The organism is Clostridium homopropionicum DSM 5847 (genome assembly GCF_001263795.1).
GTDB lineage: Bacteria > Bacillota > Clostridia > Clostridiales > Clostridiaceae > Clostridium_H > Clostridium_H homopropionicum.
Genome location: NZ_LHUR01000027.1, coordinates 82,883 through 99,834 on the forward strand (window position 1 = coordinate 82,883; position 16,952 = coordinate 99,834).

Genomic DNA, 16,952 nt, shown 5'->3' on the forward strand with positions numbered 1-16,952 from the left:
ATATAAGTCCTTAAGTGTTCCAAAAAAGCTCTAATCATTTTTCTATGATTAGAGCACTTTGGACAAATCAATTTAATTTTATTTCCTAGCCAAGATTATCTATAATTTCCTGGAATTTCGCTGCTATTGCTGGTCCAAGTAGAACTAATACTGCAATAACTACAATTGCTACAAGTCCTATTATTAGAGCATACTCGACCATACTTTGTCCTTTTTCCTCTTTTAATTTATTAAATATAAATCTCTTGAATATTTGTAGCATATTAATTCCTCCCCTGAAATTTCTTTTCTTCTTATCTTCTTGAATCTATTATAATTCCCTCTACTTTAGTTTGGCAGATTGCAAAAGTCACATTTAATAAGTAAAAAAGTCATAAAAAAACAGGGACCAAAGTCCCTATGTGCCTATTAGTTTTCTGCCTCATATTTTTTTATATAATATTCTTCGATATTATTTTCTAATGCAAGAATTGTAGCATGTACTCTATCTCCAACATTTATCTTTCTAAAAATATTCGTTGTGTAATTTTTAACAGTTTTTTCAGAAAGGTATAATTGTTCTCCAATTTCTTTATTGCTAAGTCCTTTGGATATTTTCAAGAGTACCTCAATCTCTCTTTTTGAAAGCTCATCTAAAAGGCTAGATGGCTTCTTTTCATTAATTTTTATGTCTGAGAAAAGAAGTGCCACCAAGGATTTATCAATATACTTCTCACCCTTATAGACTAATCTAATTGCGTTTACAATCTCAGTGCCAGCAGAGTCCTTAAGAATATATCCATCGGCTCCAATATCTATAGCTGTATGAATAGTATTTCTATCATTTTCAACAGTTAACATTATTACTCTAATCTTATCCCCTTGCTGCCTTATACTTTTAAGTACCTGAATACCATTTACAATAGGCATATTGCAGTCTAATAAAACAATGTCAACATCTTTCTGTTTTAGAAGATCTAAAGCCTCCTGACCATTTTGGGCTTCCAAAACAATGAATATATCCTCTTCAAAACTTATAATTCTCTTTAACCCCTGCCTTATTATATCATGGTCATCAGCAATTAATATTCTAATTACCTCGTTTTTCATCCTTAATCACCTCTCGATTAATAGGAAGCTTAACCGTATAGTTTGTCCCCTTGCCCACATCAGATTTAATTTGAATCTCTCCTTGAAGCTGATTAACTCTATCATAAATACCTATAAGTCCATAAGAAGCTCCCATAGTTTTAACCCTCTTTAATGTTTCTTCCACATCAAATCCAATGCCGTCATCAGTTATGATTAAGATTAGATATTTTAATCCAAAATCCAGCTTTACCTCTACATGCCTTGCTTTAGAATGTTTTACAATATTATTAAAAATTTCTTGAATGATTCTATATACTGCAATTTGAATAATTGGCTCTATTTCCATGTGTACAGGCTTTAACTTTAATTTAATGTCAATATCATACTCTTGGGTAATGGCTTTTACATTCTGCTGAATAGTTTCACTTAATCCTAAATCGTCTAAAGCCATTGGTCTCAAATCGAAGATAATACTTCTTACTTCTCTTAAAGCCACCTTAACACTTTCCTTTAAATCTGCCAATTCCTTAAGTCCTTCTTCCATATCCTTTTGAATTACCATATTACATATGTCAACCTTCATAACTACATTTGCCATATGTTGAGCAGGTCCGTCATGAATGTCCCTTGCAATTCTTTTTCTCTCATTTTCCTGAGCTTCTAAAATTTTTATTCCAATAAACATTTCAGAATTCTTATCTGCCCCTTCTAAGGCTGAAAGAATATTTCCCTCTAAGTAGCTCATTGCAATACTTATTTGGTTGATTATCTTTTCCCCACTCTCAATATTAATCATGATATTCCTTAGAGATATTTCTAAATTATCTCTTCGCTCTCTAAGTAATTTTTCTTCATTCATCTTTGTAAAAAATTTAATCCTTACTTCAGAGGCCATTTCATAGGCTTCTTTTATATCTTTTTCAACATATTTGTTAAAATTTTTAGAAACCTCAACAAGCCTTAACCTGCAAGCTTTGTCTTGCTTTTCCAGTTCGTCAACCTCATGAATAATCCTAACAATATCCTTTTTAACCATTGCTATTTCATAATTTAAGGTTTCCTGATTTTTCCTAATATTCTCAACAATATTAAGTATTTGCTCTCTGCTAGAACCTATCTCACCTATGATTTTTTTTATGATTTTATTTATCTCGTTTACATCTAAATCCATATCACTTCTCACGCCTCACCCTCGTTTAATATAGACTTTTTAACTTTAGTAAAATTTTATTCAAAAATAATTATTGAAATAAAGCTTCCAAGCGCTAAAAATGGACCAAATGGTATATAATCCTTAGCATCTTTGATTTTGGAAAAAATTAAACCAAGGCTTATTATTGAAGCTAAAAGAAAGGCCAAAAGAAGTGCCCATAGGGTTTTATTTAACCCTAAAAAGGCTCCAATAGCAAACATAAGCTTAATATCTCCACCACCCATGGCATTAGGAATAAAAGACAATAACAATAATATTCCTCCACCAGCTATCATTCCTAGTATGGTATCTAGAAATGAAGTCCTAACAAATAAAGAAAAAACTATTCCCATAACTAAAGCTGCAGCAACTATAAAATCAGGTATAATTCTATGTTGTAAATCAACAAAAGATATTATTATTAAAATTGTTGTCATTGCTATTGCCTTAGAAAATATAATTGTAAGTCCAAACTTAAAAAATAAAATCTCAAAGACCGCCACACAAATAATATGTATATAAGTACCGAAAGCTTTTTTATTGCATTTTGATATACTATTCGATATATTATCGATTATTTTATTTAAAACTTTTCCTATAATCAAACTTACTATTAAAATAAATATATACATATACATGTTGTGTACCCCTTAAAATATATCGCTAATATTACAATAATATAATAATAGTATACTTATGAAAAGTGACAAATCAGGGGATTTTAGTTCTGGAACAATCCTAAAATCTCCTCTTCAGTTAAAGCTGCAAAGCCTTCACTACCAGATAATTCGTCTCCCATAAGTTGTGATATAAGCTTTTTCTTATCCTCTTGAAGGGCTATAATTTTTTCTTCAATAGTCCCCTTAGCAATTATTTTTATAACTTCTACCACATTTTTCTGACCTATTCTGTGTGCCCTATCTGTTGCCTGATCTTCTACAGCTGGGTTCCACCATGGATCAAAATGAATTACCACATCCGCTGAGGTTAAATTTAAACCTGTGCCTCCAGCCTTTAAGCTAATTAAAAAAATTGAATTTTTTCCCTCATTAAATCCTTTTACTATATCCATTCTCTTTGCTGAAGAAATAGATCCATCTAAATAACTATAGGTAATTGCTTCTCTTTCAAGTCTTTCTCTTATATTCTTAAGTACAGAGGTAAATTGTGAGAAAATTAGTATTTTGTGACCCTCTTCTATACTTTGTTTAAGAATTTCAACTAATGCTTCTATTTTACCGCTTCCTCCATTATAATCCTCCATAACAACATTAGGATCTAGGCAAAGCTGCCTAAGTTTTGTTATATAAGAAAGTATCTCTATCTTACTATTTTTAAATTCTTCTTCTACTACCTTCTTTTCAATTACTGCCTTTACATGATCAGCATAAGCTTTATAAACCTTCTTCTGCTCTTCATCTAAGCTAACCATAAGCTTTTTTTCTATTTTATCCGGCAGCTCTTTGATAACATCTTTTTTCCTTCTTCTCAGTATAAATGGCTTTATCAGTCTATTTAAATCCTCTATAACCTCTTTTTCTTCTCTAAGTTTTTTGTGGTATCTTACACTAAATCTTTTTTCGTCATAGAGATATCCCGGCATTATAAAATCAAATATTGACCAAAGTTCCATTAGAGAATTTTCTATGGGAGTTCCTGATAGAGCAAATTTTGTCCTTGCTTTAATGCTCTTTATAGCTTTTGCATTTTGTGAATTTGGATTCTTTATATACTGTGCTTCATCTAGTATGCAGTAATCAAACTCCATTTTTTCATAACTTTCTAAGTCTCTCTTTAAAAGATTATAGGTAGTAATAATTACATCATAGTTTTCTATTTTCTTAAACAGCTCTTCTCTCTCTTCCTTTGCTCCATATACACCTACTGCAGCTACAGAGGGTGCAAACTTTTCAAATTCATTTATCCAATTATAAATTAATGATGTAGGAGCTACAATTAAGCTTTTGCTTCCCTTATTTGATAAAATAAAGGTAATTGCTTGAATAGTCTTTCCAAGGCCCATTTCATCTCCTAATATTCCTCCAAAACCTAAGTAATCTAAGGTTTTAAACCAGTTATAACCTATCTTTTGATAATCTCTTAAGCTCCCCATTAAATTCTTTGGCTCTTTAAACTCCAATTTACTAATATTTTTAAATTTATCTCTTATTTCTTTTAATTGAGCTTTGCCTTTTATATATCTGATGTTATTATCCTGAAGATAACTATCTAAAAAAGCCCCTTTATTCTTAGGAATCTCAATATGATTATCTTCTGGTGACTTGGGAGAAACCACGTCTATAAGTTTTAAAAACTTTTTAAGCTCTATTTCCTCTAAATCAATAAATTCTCCAGTTTTCAGCTTATAATATCTAAGATTATCTCTAAATGCTCTCAGTATATTTTTAGTTTCCTGTGGAGGTATATTGTCTATCATAAAATCCATGTAGAAATAATCATACTTACCAGATTTTATATCTCCCTTAATACCATTTAGCCCAATGTTTTTTATACCTTTAAAATTTTCTGAGTAATACACTTCACCTATTTCTTGCAGCTTTTGTATTTCACTCTTAAAAAATCTAAAAGTGTATTCTTCCCCCCAAGCTAAATGAAATTTATCTTTTATTTCTTCAAAGCCTAAACTTTTTAAAAGCCTAATAACCTTATCTTCTGCTTTAGAATCCCTGTAAACAATCTTTTCTTTACATTCATGAAAAATATTAAACTCGCAAGCTTCATACTTAACTTTCAATGTTAGAGTAATATTTTTGCTTTCTTCATCAAAATAGAACTTAAATTCACACTTTCCCATAACTATTTTGTCTTTTATAGCTTTAGACAAGCTTAGTTTATTAGACAAAAGATTCAAATCTGGAATCAACCTTCTTAATATAGCATCCTCATTTGATTTAGGAATAGCTGCAATTTTAGCTTCATTAAAAACCTTAAGATACGGACTTATCTTGTAGCAATAATCATAATCTGGAAGATAAATATTAGTTCCATATAGGAAAACATTATTTTTAGAGCCTAAAACTATCGGCATCCCATCTGGTAACTTTAGAATATAATTATCCTTTATAAGCTTCAAATCAAAATTAATATCTGGAGTTCCGTGTATGATTTCTGTTTCTACTGTCCTAAAGAAGAAACCTTCATTTAAATAAACTCTATGAGTTTTTATAATTTCAAAAAATTCTCTAACTAAATATTTAGGAATATTAATGTATTTCCCGTCAATAGCTGACTTTTCCCCTCTTTTCAAATACTTATTATTTTCAATGTTTCTAAGAGTTTCTATAAAATCAATAAGTCTTTTATCCTTAGCATTAAGTTTTTGATGGTTTCTATCAAAGGTAAAATTTTTGCTGTAACTTATGGGGATGTTATTATTATAGGCTAGTAAAAAGTGATTAATATCTTTTAAAATGTAAAGATTATTAGAACTCATATAATTAAGCCCAATTTTAAGTTCTGCAGAGATATTATCATTCCATTCATTCTTATTTATGTAGACTTCTATTTTTATTTCATCCTTGTCCTTTTCATCTCCTAAAAGCATGGATAATAAATTATTATTTTTACTTTTAAATATTCCTGCTTCTATAGCTTTCTCTTCTTTAAAAAGAGGATGCTTTGACAGGTCTTCTAAGGCTTTATAATAGGTTGCAACTAAATGCTTACAACAATAATTTTTCTTCTTAAACTCATTTTTTTCATAGTCTGGGCAAGTGCAATAAGTAGAAAAGATGCTTCTATTTCTTGAATCCATTTCTATTCTGGTATGATATTCATTAAACAAGTTTTCTGAAATCACATTACCATCTATACAAATCAACTCTTCTTCACTTGTAACATCTATTGAAGAGACCAAATCATTATTTAGGACTCTTTGTCCTTTTATATAATTATTGCCGCTAGTCTCCTCAATAAATATTTGTAATAAAATATCTTCCTTCACCATATTTTCTCCTCAATAATTTAATCTTTAATCTTATAATTATAACATAAAAATAGACTAATCACTTTAAAAGTGCCTAGTCTATTTTTTAAAGATTGGTGAGTAAACTTTCTTTCTTTTATCTCATTAGGATCTATACAATATAATTGAGATTTTACAAAAGAGCCATCTAAAACCATGTCATTTAATAATATTTATATTATCGTGGATATTGTTTATTCCAACTGCCATAGTTTCGTACATGTGTCCATGCTTTATATTCAGGATCATCAGGATTTTCAGCTAATCTTTTTTCTTCCTCAAGGTATTTTTTCATGTTACCTTTTTCATTATATAAAACCCGATCCTTTCCAACAGGACACACCTTTGTACAAATACCACAAGGATAAGCTTTATCACGGCTTAATTCACTGTGTCGATCTATACAAGGAATGGGAATAAATTCACTTTTAACTTGATGTTTATCTCGAATAATTATTGAATCCACAGGGCAGCATTTAGCACAAGCTCCACATCTAATACATAAGTCTTTTTCTATAATTGGGTCAGGTTCTAAAATTGCAGAAGTAAAAACAGATACAAGTCGTACTCTTGGTCCAAATTCAGGAGTAAGGAGACAATTATTTAATCCCACATCGCCTAGCCCTGCGTATTTACCTGCCATAATGTGGCTAAAGGCAGCTTGAGGTCTATCTTTTAAAAGCCTTAAATTTCCATATCCATCTCTAGTAAAAAAATAAGAAGCATGACCAAGCCTGTTTAAGTAACGTACTAGATTAAATGCCATATCATCTAAAACACGGTTTGCTGTATCATAGGTTTCTTTATGTAATATAGATGGCGTAGTATCTACTATTGGTAGAGGCATACCTACCCCAATTACAATAACTGTTCTTGCTTGCTCAAAAATAGCTTGTGGTCTAAAATCTGGAGGAACTTCATTATCCTCTTCCCATCTTTCTACAGAAGCAAATCCTATAATATCAGCTCCAGCATCTAAGCAAAATTGTTTAATTTTATCCTTCAATTCACGATTATTATTCATTGTCAATCTCCTAGCTTCATTTGTTTAAGTTATTAATCGTATTAATAAGTAGTAAATAATTTGTCCCCAATGTTTGGATTTATATATCTTCCCTTCTTTTCTGTGCCTTTTCCATATTGAATTGCTTTAACTGGACAAATATGAATACAAGCTAAGCATTGTGTGCATTTATTTTTCCACTGAGGTTTTTTATTAACCCTAATGGTATTAGAATTGCACACCTTCTCGCATAATCCACAACTATTACATTTATCGCTTACCGTAAATTTTCTTGTATTTATTGCATTTTTATTAAATAGTGGATTTATTACCGAAGTTAAAATTCCAGGAAACAATCCTTTATTAACAAGAAATACTCCTTCTTTTCTTTCTTTAATAATCCTATTTATATTTCTTAGAGCTTCTTCTGCTGCTGAGAGCTTTTCTGCTTGAACTTTTTTCGAGTCAATATCGCCCATTATAATATAGTTATTAGGCATTTTAAGTGAAAACCCGCTTTTTAACTGCATATCATTTTTCTTTAATAAATTGTCCAGAACCTTCATGGTATTTCCTATATTCTCTCCGCAGGTTGCTACTGAAAAAATATAATTGTTTTTATAGTTGTCAAACTTTAATTTTTCAATAAAATTAAGAACCATTTTAGGTGGTGCCCAAGCATATACAGGAAATACAAAACCTATTATTTCCCCTTCTCTTAAAGTATATTGAAATTTTCCATCGACACTATTCATTTCTTTAGCTATAGAAATTAGCTGTTCATTATTATGCCATGCAATGTTTTTAGCTACTTGTAAAGAATTTCCTGTACCTGTGAAATAAAATATCATATGAAATCCTCCTATAAATTTACATGGATATAACTTTATAATATTATATTATATCATTATTATGTTAATATTTAGTAGTAATTTTATAAAATAAAAGCATAGGAATATTCCTATGCTTTTATTTTATATATTATATATATTTTATTCTTTTTCATTCATTAAATTAAGTTTGTCAAGTATTATAAATACTAAGTTTAGTATTATTCCTACTATTGTAGCTAATGCCATTCCTTTTAATTCAATAACTCCAACTTGAACTTTTATACCACTTAATCCAATAATCAGTATAGTAGAAGTTAATATTAAATTTCTTGATTTTGAAAAATCCACATCTCCTTCAATAAAGGTTCTTAATCCAGACGTTGCAATAGTTCCGAAAAGGAGCAAAGAAATACCGCCAATTACAGGTGTTGGTATACTGCTTATTACAGCTGCTAGCTTTCCAGAGAAGCCAAGAACAATTGATAGAGCGCCTGCACCCATTACTACATAAGTGCTGTAAACTTTAGTAATAGCCATTACTCCGATGTTTTCCCCATAGGTAGTTGTTGGAACTGCTCCGAACATACCTGATAGCGTAGTTGAAAGTCCATCTCCAAGTAATGATCTATGTAACCCTGGATCTTTAGTAAGATCTTTACCCATAATACTTCCTGTTACAACAAGATGCCCTATATGCTCTGCTATTACAACAAAAGTAGCTGGTAATATTATAATAATTGCATTCAAATCAAATTTAGCTAACTGTAAATGCGGCATTGCAATAATGCTAGCTTGTGAAACTCCACTAAAGTTTACCAAGCCTACTGCCCATGCAGTAATGTAGCCTACAATTACACCAATTAATATTGGAATTACTTTTAAAAATCCTCTTAATATTACAGAAGCTAAAATTACTGTTATTAGTGTTACCATAGATACTGTAACCCATGTAGGATTTAATGTTTGAGTGTTAGCTCCTCCTACTGGAAATCCAGCCATATCTGCTGCTGTAGAAGCTAATTCTAAACCGATTATTGCAACTATAGCTCCCATAGATGCTGGCGGGAATAATTTATTAATCCATCCTATGCCTGTAAATTTAACTATTAATGCTACTGCTGAAAAAATAAGTCCTGATACTACAAATCCACCTTGGATATATGAAAAATCATATCCTTTTCCCATTAAGAAAAATGCTGGTGATAAAAATGCAAAACTTGATCCTAAGAATGCTGGAATTTTTCTCTTTGTTAAAAATGCATATAATAGTGTACCGATACCATTAAAAAATAATACAATTGCAGGATCAATTTTGAATAATATTGGAACTAGGACAGATGCTCCAAACATTGCAAATAAATGTTGAAGACTTAATGGAATTGCCTTTTGAAGTGATAATTTTTCTTGAGCATCAACTGTTGTTGTCTCAGATTGTACATTGTTGCTTAACATAATTTTATCCCCCTTTTGTTTTTGGGGAAGCATTTGCTTCCTTCTTAGTCTCACTGGACTAAATTAAAGTTACTTTTGATATGTTTTCTTTAATCCATAAGAACTATATCACAGTTTGCATGATTTTTCAATACGAATTATCCTAAATTTTGATTCTTAGTGACCAGTGACTAATTCCCAGTAACCAGTTTTTATTAAATCTACTGGCAACTGGTCACTGGTTACTTAAGAAAAATGCGTCGCGTTTTCTTTTATTACAAAATTAAAGATCTTAAATTAAAACTAATTTCAATTTAAGATCTTTTTTCAAATTGTGTTACATTTCATTTAATGTTCTTTTCAAGAATTCCTTTGTTCTTTCATGTATTGGATTATTGAAAATTTGTTCTGGAGTTCCCTCTTCAGCAATAACCCCTTTGTCCATAAATACTACTCTATTAGATACCTCTTTTGCAAATCCCATTTCATGAGTTACAATTAACATTGTAAGACCGGTTCCAGCAAGTTCCTTCATTACTTTTAGAACTTCTCCTACCATTTCAGGATCGAGAGCTGAAGTTGGCTCATCAAATAACATAACATCCGGCTCCATAGAAAGTGCTCTAGCAATAGCTACACGCTGTTTTTGCCCACCAGATAATTGTCTTGGTTTAGCGTTAATATATTGCTCCATTCCAACAACCTTTAAATACTTCATAGCTACTTTTTCTGCTTGTTCTTTTGAACGCTTTAAGACTTTTATTTGACCTACAGTACAGTTGCTTAAAACATTATGATTATTAAATAAGTTGAATTGTTGGAATACCATACCTAACTTTGTTCTATATGCATAAATATCATGCTTGTCATCTAAAATGTTTTCACCATTATAAATAATTGCACCGCCACTTGGTTTTTCAAGTAAATTAACACAACGAAGAAGAGTTGATTTACCAGAACCTGATGAACCAATAATGCATACTACTTCTCCTTTATTTACTGAAAAATCTATATCTTTTAACACCTCATGATTTCCAAAGGATTTACTTAAGTGTTGAATATCAATTACTTTTTCCATGATTACCTTAAACCTCCTCTAGAATTGACCAACTCCACCATTTTTTGTTCTACGAAGCATATCTTCAGGTGTTTCTACCTGCATTTGGTTACCAATCATAATATAATTGTCTGGACCATCTAATTTTCTTTCTATAAAACGTAAAATTCTTGTAACTGTAAAAGTCATTATAAAATAAATAACACATGCAACAAAGAAGGATTCAAAATATCTAAAGTTGTTTCCTGCAATAGATTTTGTTTGGAAATATAATTCTGTTACAGAAATTACATTCAATACAGAAGTATCTTTAATGTTTATTACAAATTCATTTCCTGTTGCTGGTAGAATATTACGAATAACCTGTGGCAGTACCACATTAAACATAGTTTGAATATGGTTCATTCCTATAGCATGAGCTGCTTCAAATTGCCCTCTGTCAATAGATACTATACCACCACGAACAATTTCTGACATGTAAGCACCTGTATTTATGGAAACAATAAAGATTGCAGCAACAATCCTATTCATATCTACTCCAAAAGCCAAAGCTGAACCATAATATATTACCATTGCTTGTACAATCATAGGTGTACCACGGAAAAATTCTATATATACGGAAAGAATTGCATTTATAACCTTTAAAAATACTCTTTTGGACCCTCTCTCTGGCATTGGAATAGTTCGTATTACACCAATTAATAAACCTATCATAGAGCCTAAAATTGTGCCAATTATTGAAATGTAAAGCGTCACACCAGCTCCACGAATGAACATTGGTCCGTTGTTTGAAATAATTTTTACTAGCCACTCAAAGCTCATTTTTCTCCTCCTTAAAACACATTATAAAACCGACTGCATAAAAATGCACCCGGTTTACAATTATCACTATTTAGCTGCTGGTTGATTCTTAATTGCAGTGTCCATAATAGTTTTACGTTGTTCTTCTGAGATACCTTTTAATATTTCATTTATTTTTGGAGTTAATTCACTACCCTTTGCAACACCTACGGCGATTGCAGTATCATCATCTGATGTTACAAATTTATCTTTAAATTCTACCATTTTAAAGTTTTTATTAGCAGTTTCAGCACTTACTCCTTCTGGACGTTCAGAAACATAACCATCAATCATTCCTGATTCAAGAGCAACTCTCATAGCAGGGAAATTGTCCATAGCTGGTTGCTTTGCTACACCTTTAATTTGGTCGATTACAGAATAGTGGAATGTATTTAATTGAGCAGTAACTTTAGCTCCATTAAAATCTTGTATTGAAGTAGCTCCTTCATATTTTCCGCCCTTTTTAACAACCATAACTAAATCTGACTTATAATAATTATCTGAAAAGTCAATTGTCTTTTTACGTTCAGCTGTTGGTGACATACCTGCTACAATTGCATCAATTTTGCCTGAAGTTAGTGCTGGTACAAGACCATCCCATTCAGTTTTAACAACTACCAATTCTTTTCCTAATCCATCAGCAATCTTTTTAGCTATTTCTATATCATATCCGCCTGCATATTCTGAACTTCCATCGATCTTAACAGCACCATTTGAATTATCAGTTTGAGTCCAGTTGAATGGAGCATAACCACATTCAAGTCCTACTTTAAAAGTTCCTTTTTTTGCAGCATCTGCATTACCTTTTGATCCACACCCTGTTAATAGCATAATAGCAGATATTGACATTGCTATTGACAATAATAGTTTCTTTTTCATCATATTTCCCCCTCTTGCCATATTCAATTTAAAATTCGATTTGGAAACTAAAAAGGTAAATAACTGAAAATTTTACCAATTTATAATTTCATAAAATATTTCCCACTCATTTTAATAATTTTATCATTAATTTTAAATGGTTTCAAGGGTAATATAATTTCCATATGGTCATAATAATTTATAAATATAAATTATTTCTTTATAAATTCTCATTATTAGGGAGATATATTATCTTAAATTTTTATATTTATCTAATTGCATTTTTCATCATTCTCACATATTCAGTTACATGAGGTATACAATCCTCTCCATGTTTCTCGACAATTTTTACGATGGCGCTTCCTACAATGACTCCATCAGAAAACTTAGACATTGTTGAAGCTTGTTCTGGAGTGGATATACCAAACCCAATGGCGCATGGAATATCCCTAACCTCCTTCACAGTTTTAATCATTTTCTCAACGTGATTTCCAATTTCCTTTCTCACACCAGTAACTCCCATTGAAGAAACACAATAAATAAATCCCTCGGCTCCACTTGCAATCATTCTTATGCGATTTTCAGAGGTTGGAGCAATCATAGAAATTAATTTCACTCCATACTTTGAGCAAAATGGCATTAATTCCTCCTTTTCTTCAAAGGGTACATCAGGTACGATAATTGCGTCTACACCTACTTCATTACAATTTTTCATGAACTTTTCTGTACCATAAGTAAATATAGGATTTACATAGGTCATAAAAGCAATAGGAATATTACATGCTTTACGAATGCGTTTCATCATAGAGAATATTTTATCTGTTGTTGCTCCAGCTGAAAGGGCACGCATATCTGCATCTTGAATTACTGGTCCTTCTGCTATTGGATCAGAAAAGGGTATACCAAGTTCAATTAAATCTGCGCCAGCCTCTGCCATTTTATATACTAACTGCTCAGTTATTTCAATAGATGGGTCCCCTGCAGTTATAAATGGTATAAATGCCTTGCCTTTTGAAAAAACTTCTCCTATTCTATTCATAAATTTTAACCCCCCTATAACGTGCTATAGCAGCAACATCTTTATCTCCTCTACCAGAAAGATTTATTACAATTACTTTATCCTTATCCATAGTTGGTGCTATTTTTTTTGCATATGCAACGGCATGTGCACTCTCTATAGCCGGAATAATACCTTCAGTACGTGAAAGGTATTCAAAGGCCTCCACAGCTTCATTATCAGTAACTGGTACATATTCGGCTCTTCCTAAATCTCGAAGATGTGCATGTTCAGGCCCTACTCCAGGATAATCAAGTCCAGCGGAAATAGAATATACTGGTGCTATTTGTCCATACTCATCTTGACAAAAGTATGATTTCATCCCGTGAAATATCCCTATGGACCCAACTGCCATTGTTGCAGCAGTTTTATCTGTATCAACTCCATGTCCAGCTGCTTCACATCCAATTAGGCGAACCTGTGAATCCTCTATGAAGTCATGAAATAATCCAATTGCGTTGCTGCCTCCTCCAACGCAAGCTATGAGAACATCAGGAAGCCTGCCTTCTTTTTCTTTTATTTGCTGCTTTACTTCACGTCCTATTATACTTTGAAAATCGCGAACTATTGTTGGAAAAGGATGAGGTCCCATTACAGATCCAAGTACGTAATGAGTGTCCTTTACCCTTTGTGTCCATTCACGCATGGTTTCATTTACTGCATCTTTAAGTGTCTGAGTTCCGCTGGTAACAGAATGTACCTTTGCTCCAAGCAGCTTCATTCTATAAACATTAAGGGCCTGTCGATCTGTATCCTCTTTACCCATATATATTTCGCATTCAATTCCCATTAGTGCTGCTGCTGTAGCTGTAGCAACTCCATGCTGACCAGCACCTGTTTCTGCAATTACACGGGTTTTTCCCATTCGTTTTGCAAGAAGCACTTGTCCAAGAACGTTATTTATTTTATGTGAGCCAGTATGATTTAAATCTTCTCTTTTTAGATAAATCTTTGCACCGCCCAAATCTTTTGTCATCTTTTCGGCATAATAAAGCATTGAAGGTCTTCCTGCATAGTTATTTAAAAGCTCCTTTAGCTCCTGAATAAATGTAGGATCATTTTTATAATAATTATAGGCATCTTCAAGTTCAATAACTGCATTCATCAAAGTTTCTGGAATATATTGACCACCATGGATTCCAAATCTTCCTTTTAACATTTTAATAGTCCTCCTTAATAAAATAATAAAATAAAAAAAGCTTTCATCCCTAAAAGGGACAAAAGCTTGAAAGCTCTGCGGTACCACCCAAATTGACGATAAATCGCCCACTCCTTTTGTATACAATCATATACACCTTACTGATAACGGACAAGGTTCCCGTAAGCGCCTACTCTAAAAAATTTCGGGCTTCCCTCACAAGTCCATTCAGAATAATCTTTATAACCGCATTCTCACCAACTAGCGATTCTCTGAGTATAAGTAATCATTCCTACTCCTCTTGCTCACAGGTTTATTGTTTAAAATTTTAACACTGATAAATCTCTTTGTCAACTCATATCTAAAATCTGAAATCTCGTTTTCCTGCCTTTAATTCTGTAAGGTTTGCTTTTGCTATTGCTTTAACTTTTTCATTAGGTATTTTTTCAACTTCCTTAGCAATCAATGCTTCTCCTTTTTTCTTTGTATCCTCTGAAGCATAATCCTCTAAATATTCTTTAAGGGTCATCAATGCATTTGGTTGACAGCAGTTTGCAATCTGTCCTGATTTAACTAGGCTCATAAAACGATCCCCGGTTCTTCCTTCACGATAACAAGCAGTACAAAAGCTTGGAATAAAATTCTTTTCTAAAAGCCAATTTACAATCTCATCAAGAGTACGTGTGTCATTTACTTCAAACTGTGCAGAATTATCCTCTTCTTTTTCTGGTTCTACATAGCCTCCAACACTAGTTCTTGAACCACCACTGATTTGCGATACCCCTAGTTCTAGCACACGTTCACGAGTTTTCTGAGATTCTCTTGTAGATACAATCATACCTGTATATGGCACTGCAATACGCAATACCGCAACAATTTTTTCAAAAATCTCATCAGATATTGCATTTGAAAAATTCTCTGGATCAATATCATCAGCAGGTCGAATACGAGGAACACTTATAGTATGTGGCCCTATTCCCATGGCAGCTTCTAAATGCTCAGCATGCATAAGTAATCCCACAAAATCATATTTATACATATTTAATCCAAATAGAACACCTAATCCTACATCGTCAATGCCAGCTTCCATTGCACGGTCCATTGCCTCTGTGTGATATGCATAATCATGTTTTGGTCCAGTAGGATGCAGCTCTTCATAACTTTTCTTATTATACGTCTCTTGGAAAAGAATGTAGGTTCCAATCCCTGCTTCTTTTAATTTTTTATAGTTCTCAACGGTTGTTGCAGCAATATTTACGTTAACACGGCGTATTGATCCATTTTTATGTTTTATGCTGTAAATTGTTTTTATACTTTCAAGAATATATTCAATAGGATTATTTACTGGATCTTCTCCAGTCTCTAAAGCTAATCTTTTATGTCCCATGTCCTGAAGGGCAATTACCTCTCTTTTAATATCTTCCTGGGACAATTTCTTTCTTGAAATATTTTTATTTTTATAATGATATGGACAATAAACACATCCATTTATGCAGTAATTTGAAAGATAAAGAGGTGCAAACATTACAATTCTATTACCATAAAACTTCTCTTTAATTTCCTTTGCAAGCTTAAACATTTTTTGATTTTCATCTTCCAAATCACATTCTAATAATACTGCCGCTTCCCTGTGAGTTAGTCCTTTACATTCCTTTGCTTTTTCAATAATTTCTTCAATAATCTGACGGTTACTTTTATTCTTTTTTGCATATTCAAGAGTATCCAGTATCTCTTCATCATTTATAAATTCAGTTGCAATTTTAGATTTGCTATTATACATTAATAAATTCCTCCAATTTTTTATTCATTTGCTGTCTTAGATACTTTAGAATAAACTGTTTTTATATTTACGTTTGGTAACATTCCTAATTTTCCTGAAAGAGCACTGATTACATTATTAGGCGCATCTAAAATAACACTTATTACATGAATACCGCGCTTATGGTAAGGCATTCCCATTCTACCTATAATATAGTCACTATATTCATGTAAGATAGAATTTAATCTTTCTACAGAATCTTTATTTTCAATAATAATTCCAATAATAGCTATTCTTGTTTCCATTTTATTAATCCTTTCTTTAAAAAAATAAAAAATCCCTGTGCCCAGAAAGGAACAAGGATAGCAAACTAAACCCAGTAAATCATCAATAAAGAATTACCGAGTTTATAACAACTATTATCTCGCCTTTTCATTTGGGACTAACCCTCATGCATTCAGTACGATTCTTTTTTTAAATTAGTTTACTGTGCTTAACTTCAAGAAAAATCAGCAAAAGCTTACTTTCAGCTAGTGCACTATAACATTGATAATTATATCACAATAATAATTTAAATACAATCAGCTTATTTTTATCCAGTTTTAAACTAAAATGTTAACACTTAATGTATTTCTAGATTCTGAAAGTGTTATAATATTTATATATTATAAATGTTTCCTTTGTGCCTTTGTTGTGAAGGAGATGCTTATTTTATTAAAAGAATGCGA

Annotated in this window: 15 protein-coding genes and 1 other annotated feature; all 15 genes read right to left on the reverse strand. The window is 31.8% G+C overall.

Going from position 1 to position 16,952, the window contains the following annotated elements; all coding sequences use genetic code 11:
- Positions 1-85: 85 nt before the first annotated feature.
- Complete coding sequence (locus tag CLHOM_RS11580; RefSeq protein ID WP_052221856.1) at positions 86-262, reverse strand: Flp family type IVb pilin; 177 nt, start codon at positions 260-262, stop codon at positions 86-88.
- A 146-nt stretch (positions 263-408) separates the two neighbouring features.
- Positions 409-1,089, reverse strand: coding sequence for a response regulator (locus CLHOM_RS11585; RefSeq protein WP_052221857.1), 681 nt, complete (start codon positions 1,087-1,089; stop codon positions 409-411).
- Complete coding sequence (locus CLHOM_RS11590) at positions 1,070-2,254, reverse strand: sensor histidine kinase (protein WP_242846769.1); 1,185 nt, start codon at positions 2,252-2,254, stop codon at positions 1,070-1,072. Before CLHOM_RS11590 ends, CLHOM_RS11585 begins: the two co-directional genes overlap by 20 nt.
- 44 nt (positions 2,255-2,298) lie before the next feature.
- A complete protein-coding gene (locus CLHOM_RS11595; RefSeq protein WP_242846770.1) occupies positions 2,299-2,901 on the reverse strand; it encodes a prepilin peptidase in 603 nt (200 codons plus the stop codon).
- A gap of 83 nt (positions 2,902-2,984) precedes the next feature.
- Positions 2,985-6,230 carry a DEAD/DEAH box helicase gene (locus CLHOM_RS11600; protein ID WP_052221858.1) on the reverse strand — a complete coding sequence of 1,082 codons (3,246 nt, stop codon included), beginning with the start codon at positions 6,228-6,230 and terminating at the stop codon, positions 2,985-2,987.
- 196 nt (positions 6,231-6,426) lie between these two features.
- Positions 6,427-7,272 carry an epoxyqueuosine reductase gene (locus CLHOM_RS11605; protein ID WP_052221859.1) on the reverse strand — a complete coding sequence of 282 codons (846 nt, stop codon included), beginning with the start codon at positions 7,270-7,272 and terminating at the stop codon, positions 6,427-6,429.
- Positions 7,273-7,313: 41 nt separating this feature from the next.
- Entirely contained in the window at positions 7,314-8,102 is a 789-nt protein-coding gene (locus tag CLHOM_RS11610; protein ID WP_052221860.1) for an EFR1 family ferrodoxin, read from the reverse strand.
- Positions 8,103-8,243: 141 nt separating this feature from the next.
- Positions 8,244-9,536 (reverse strand): uracil permease, encoded by a 1,293-nt coding sequence (gene uraA / locus CLHOM_RS11615; RefSeq protein ID WP_052221861.1) that lies wholly within the window; start codon positions 9,534-9,536, stop codon positions 8,244-8,246.
- A gap of 316 nt (positions 9,537-9,852) precedes the next feature.
- Positions 9,853-10,593 carry an amino acid ABC transporter ATP-binding protein gene (locus CLHOM_RS11620; RefSeq protein ID WP_052221862.1) on the reverse strand — a complete coding sequence of 247 codons (741 nt, stop codon included), beginning with the start codon at positions 10,591-10,593 and terminating at the stop codon, positions 9,853-9,855.
- An 18-nt stretch (positions 10,594-10,611) separates the two neighbouring features.
- Positions 10,612-11,394: an amino acid ABC transporter permease gene (locus CLHOM_RS11625; RefSeq protein WP_052221863.1), complete on the reverse strand. Its 783-nt coding sequence runs from the start codon at positions 11,392-11,394 to the stop codon at positions 10,612-10,614.
- Positions 11,395-11,460: 66 nt separating this feature from the next.
- The gene (locus tag CLHOM_RS11630) at positions 11,461-12,291 is read right to left on the reverse strand and encodes a transporter substrate-binding domain-containing protein (RefSeq protein WP_052221864.1); all 831 of its coding nucleotides are present in this window, start codon (positions 12,289-12,291) and stop codon (positions 11,461-11,463) included.
- A 247-nt stretch (positions 12,292-12,538) separates the two neighbouring features.
- Positions 12,539-13,309 (reverse strand): tryptophan synthase subunit alpha, encoded by a 771-nt coding sequence (trpA, locus tag CLHOM_RS11635; protein WP_052221865.1) that lies wholly within the window; start codon positions 13,307-13,309, stop codon positions 12,539-12,541.
- Positions 13,302-14,486, reverse strand: coding sequence for a tryptophan synthase subunit beta (gene trpB, locus CLHOM_RS11640; RefSeq protein WP_052221866.1), 1,185 nt, complete (start codon positions 14,484-14,486; stop codon positions 13,302-13,304). The genes trpA and trpB overlap by 8 nt, the downstream gene beginning before the upstream one ends.
- 51 nt (positions 14,487-14,537) lie before the next feature.
- Positions 14,538-14,783: a binding site (T-box leader), on the reverse strand.
- 43 nt (positions 14,784-14,826) lie between these two features.
- Positions 14,827-16,245: a [FeFe] hydrogenase H-cluster radical SAM maturase HydG gene (hydG, locus tag CLHOM_RS11645; RefSeq protein WP_052221867.1), complete on the reverse strand. Its 1,419-nt coding sequence runs from the start codon at positions 16,243-16,245 to the stop codon at positions 14,827-14,829.
- A gap of 20 nt (positions 16,246-16,265) precedes the next feature.
- On the reverse strand, positions 16,266-16,529 hold the full coding sequence (locus tag CLHOM_RS11650; RefSeq protein WP_052221868.1) for a TM1266 family iron-only hydrogenase system putative regulator: 264 nt from the start codon (positions 16,527-16,529) through the stop codon (positions 16,266-16,268).
- Positions 16,530-16,952 lie beyond the last annotated feature (423 nt).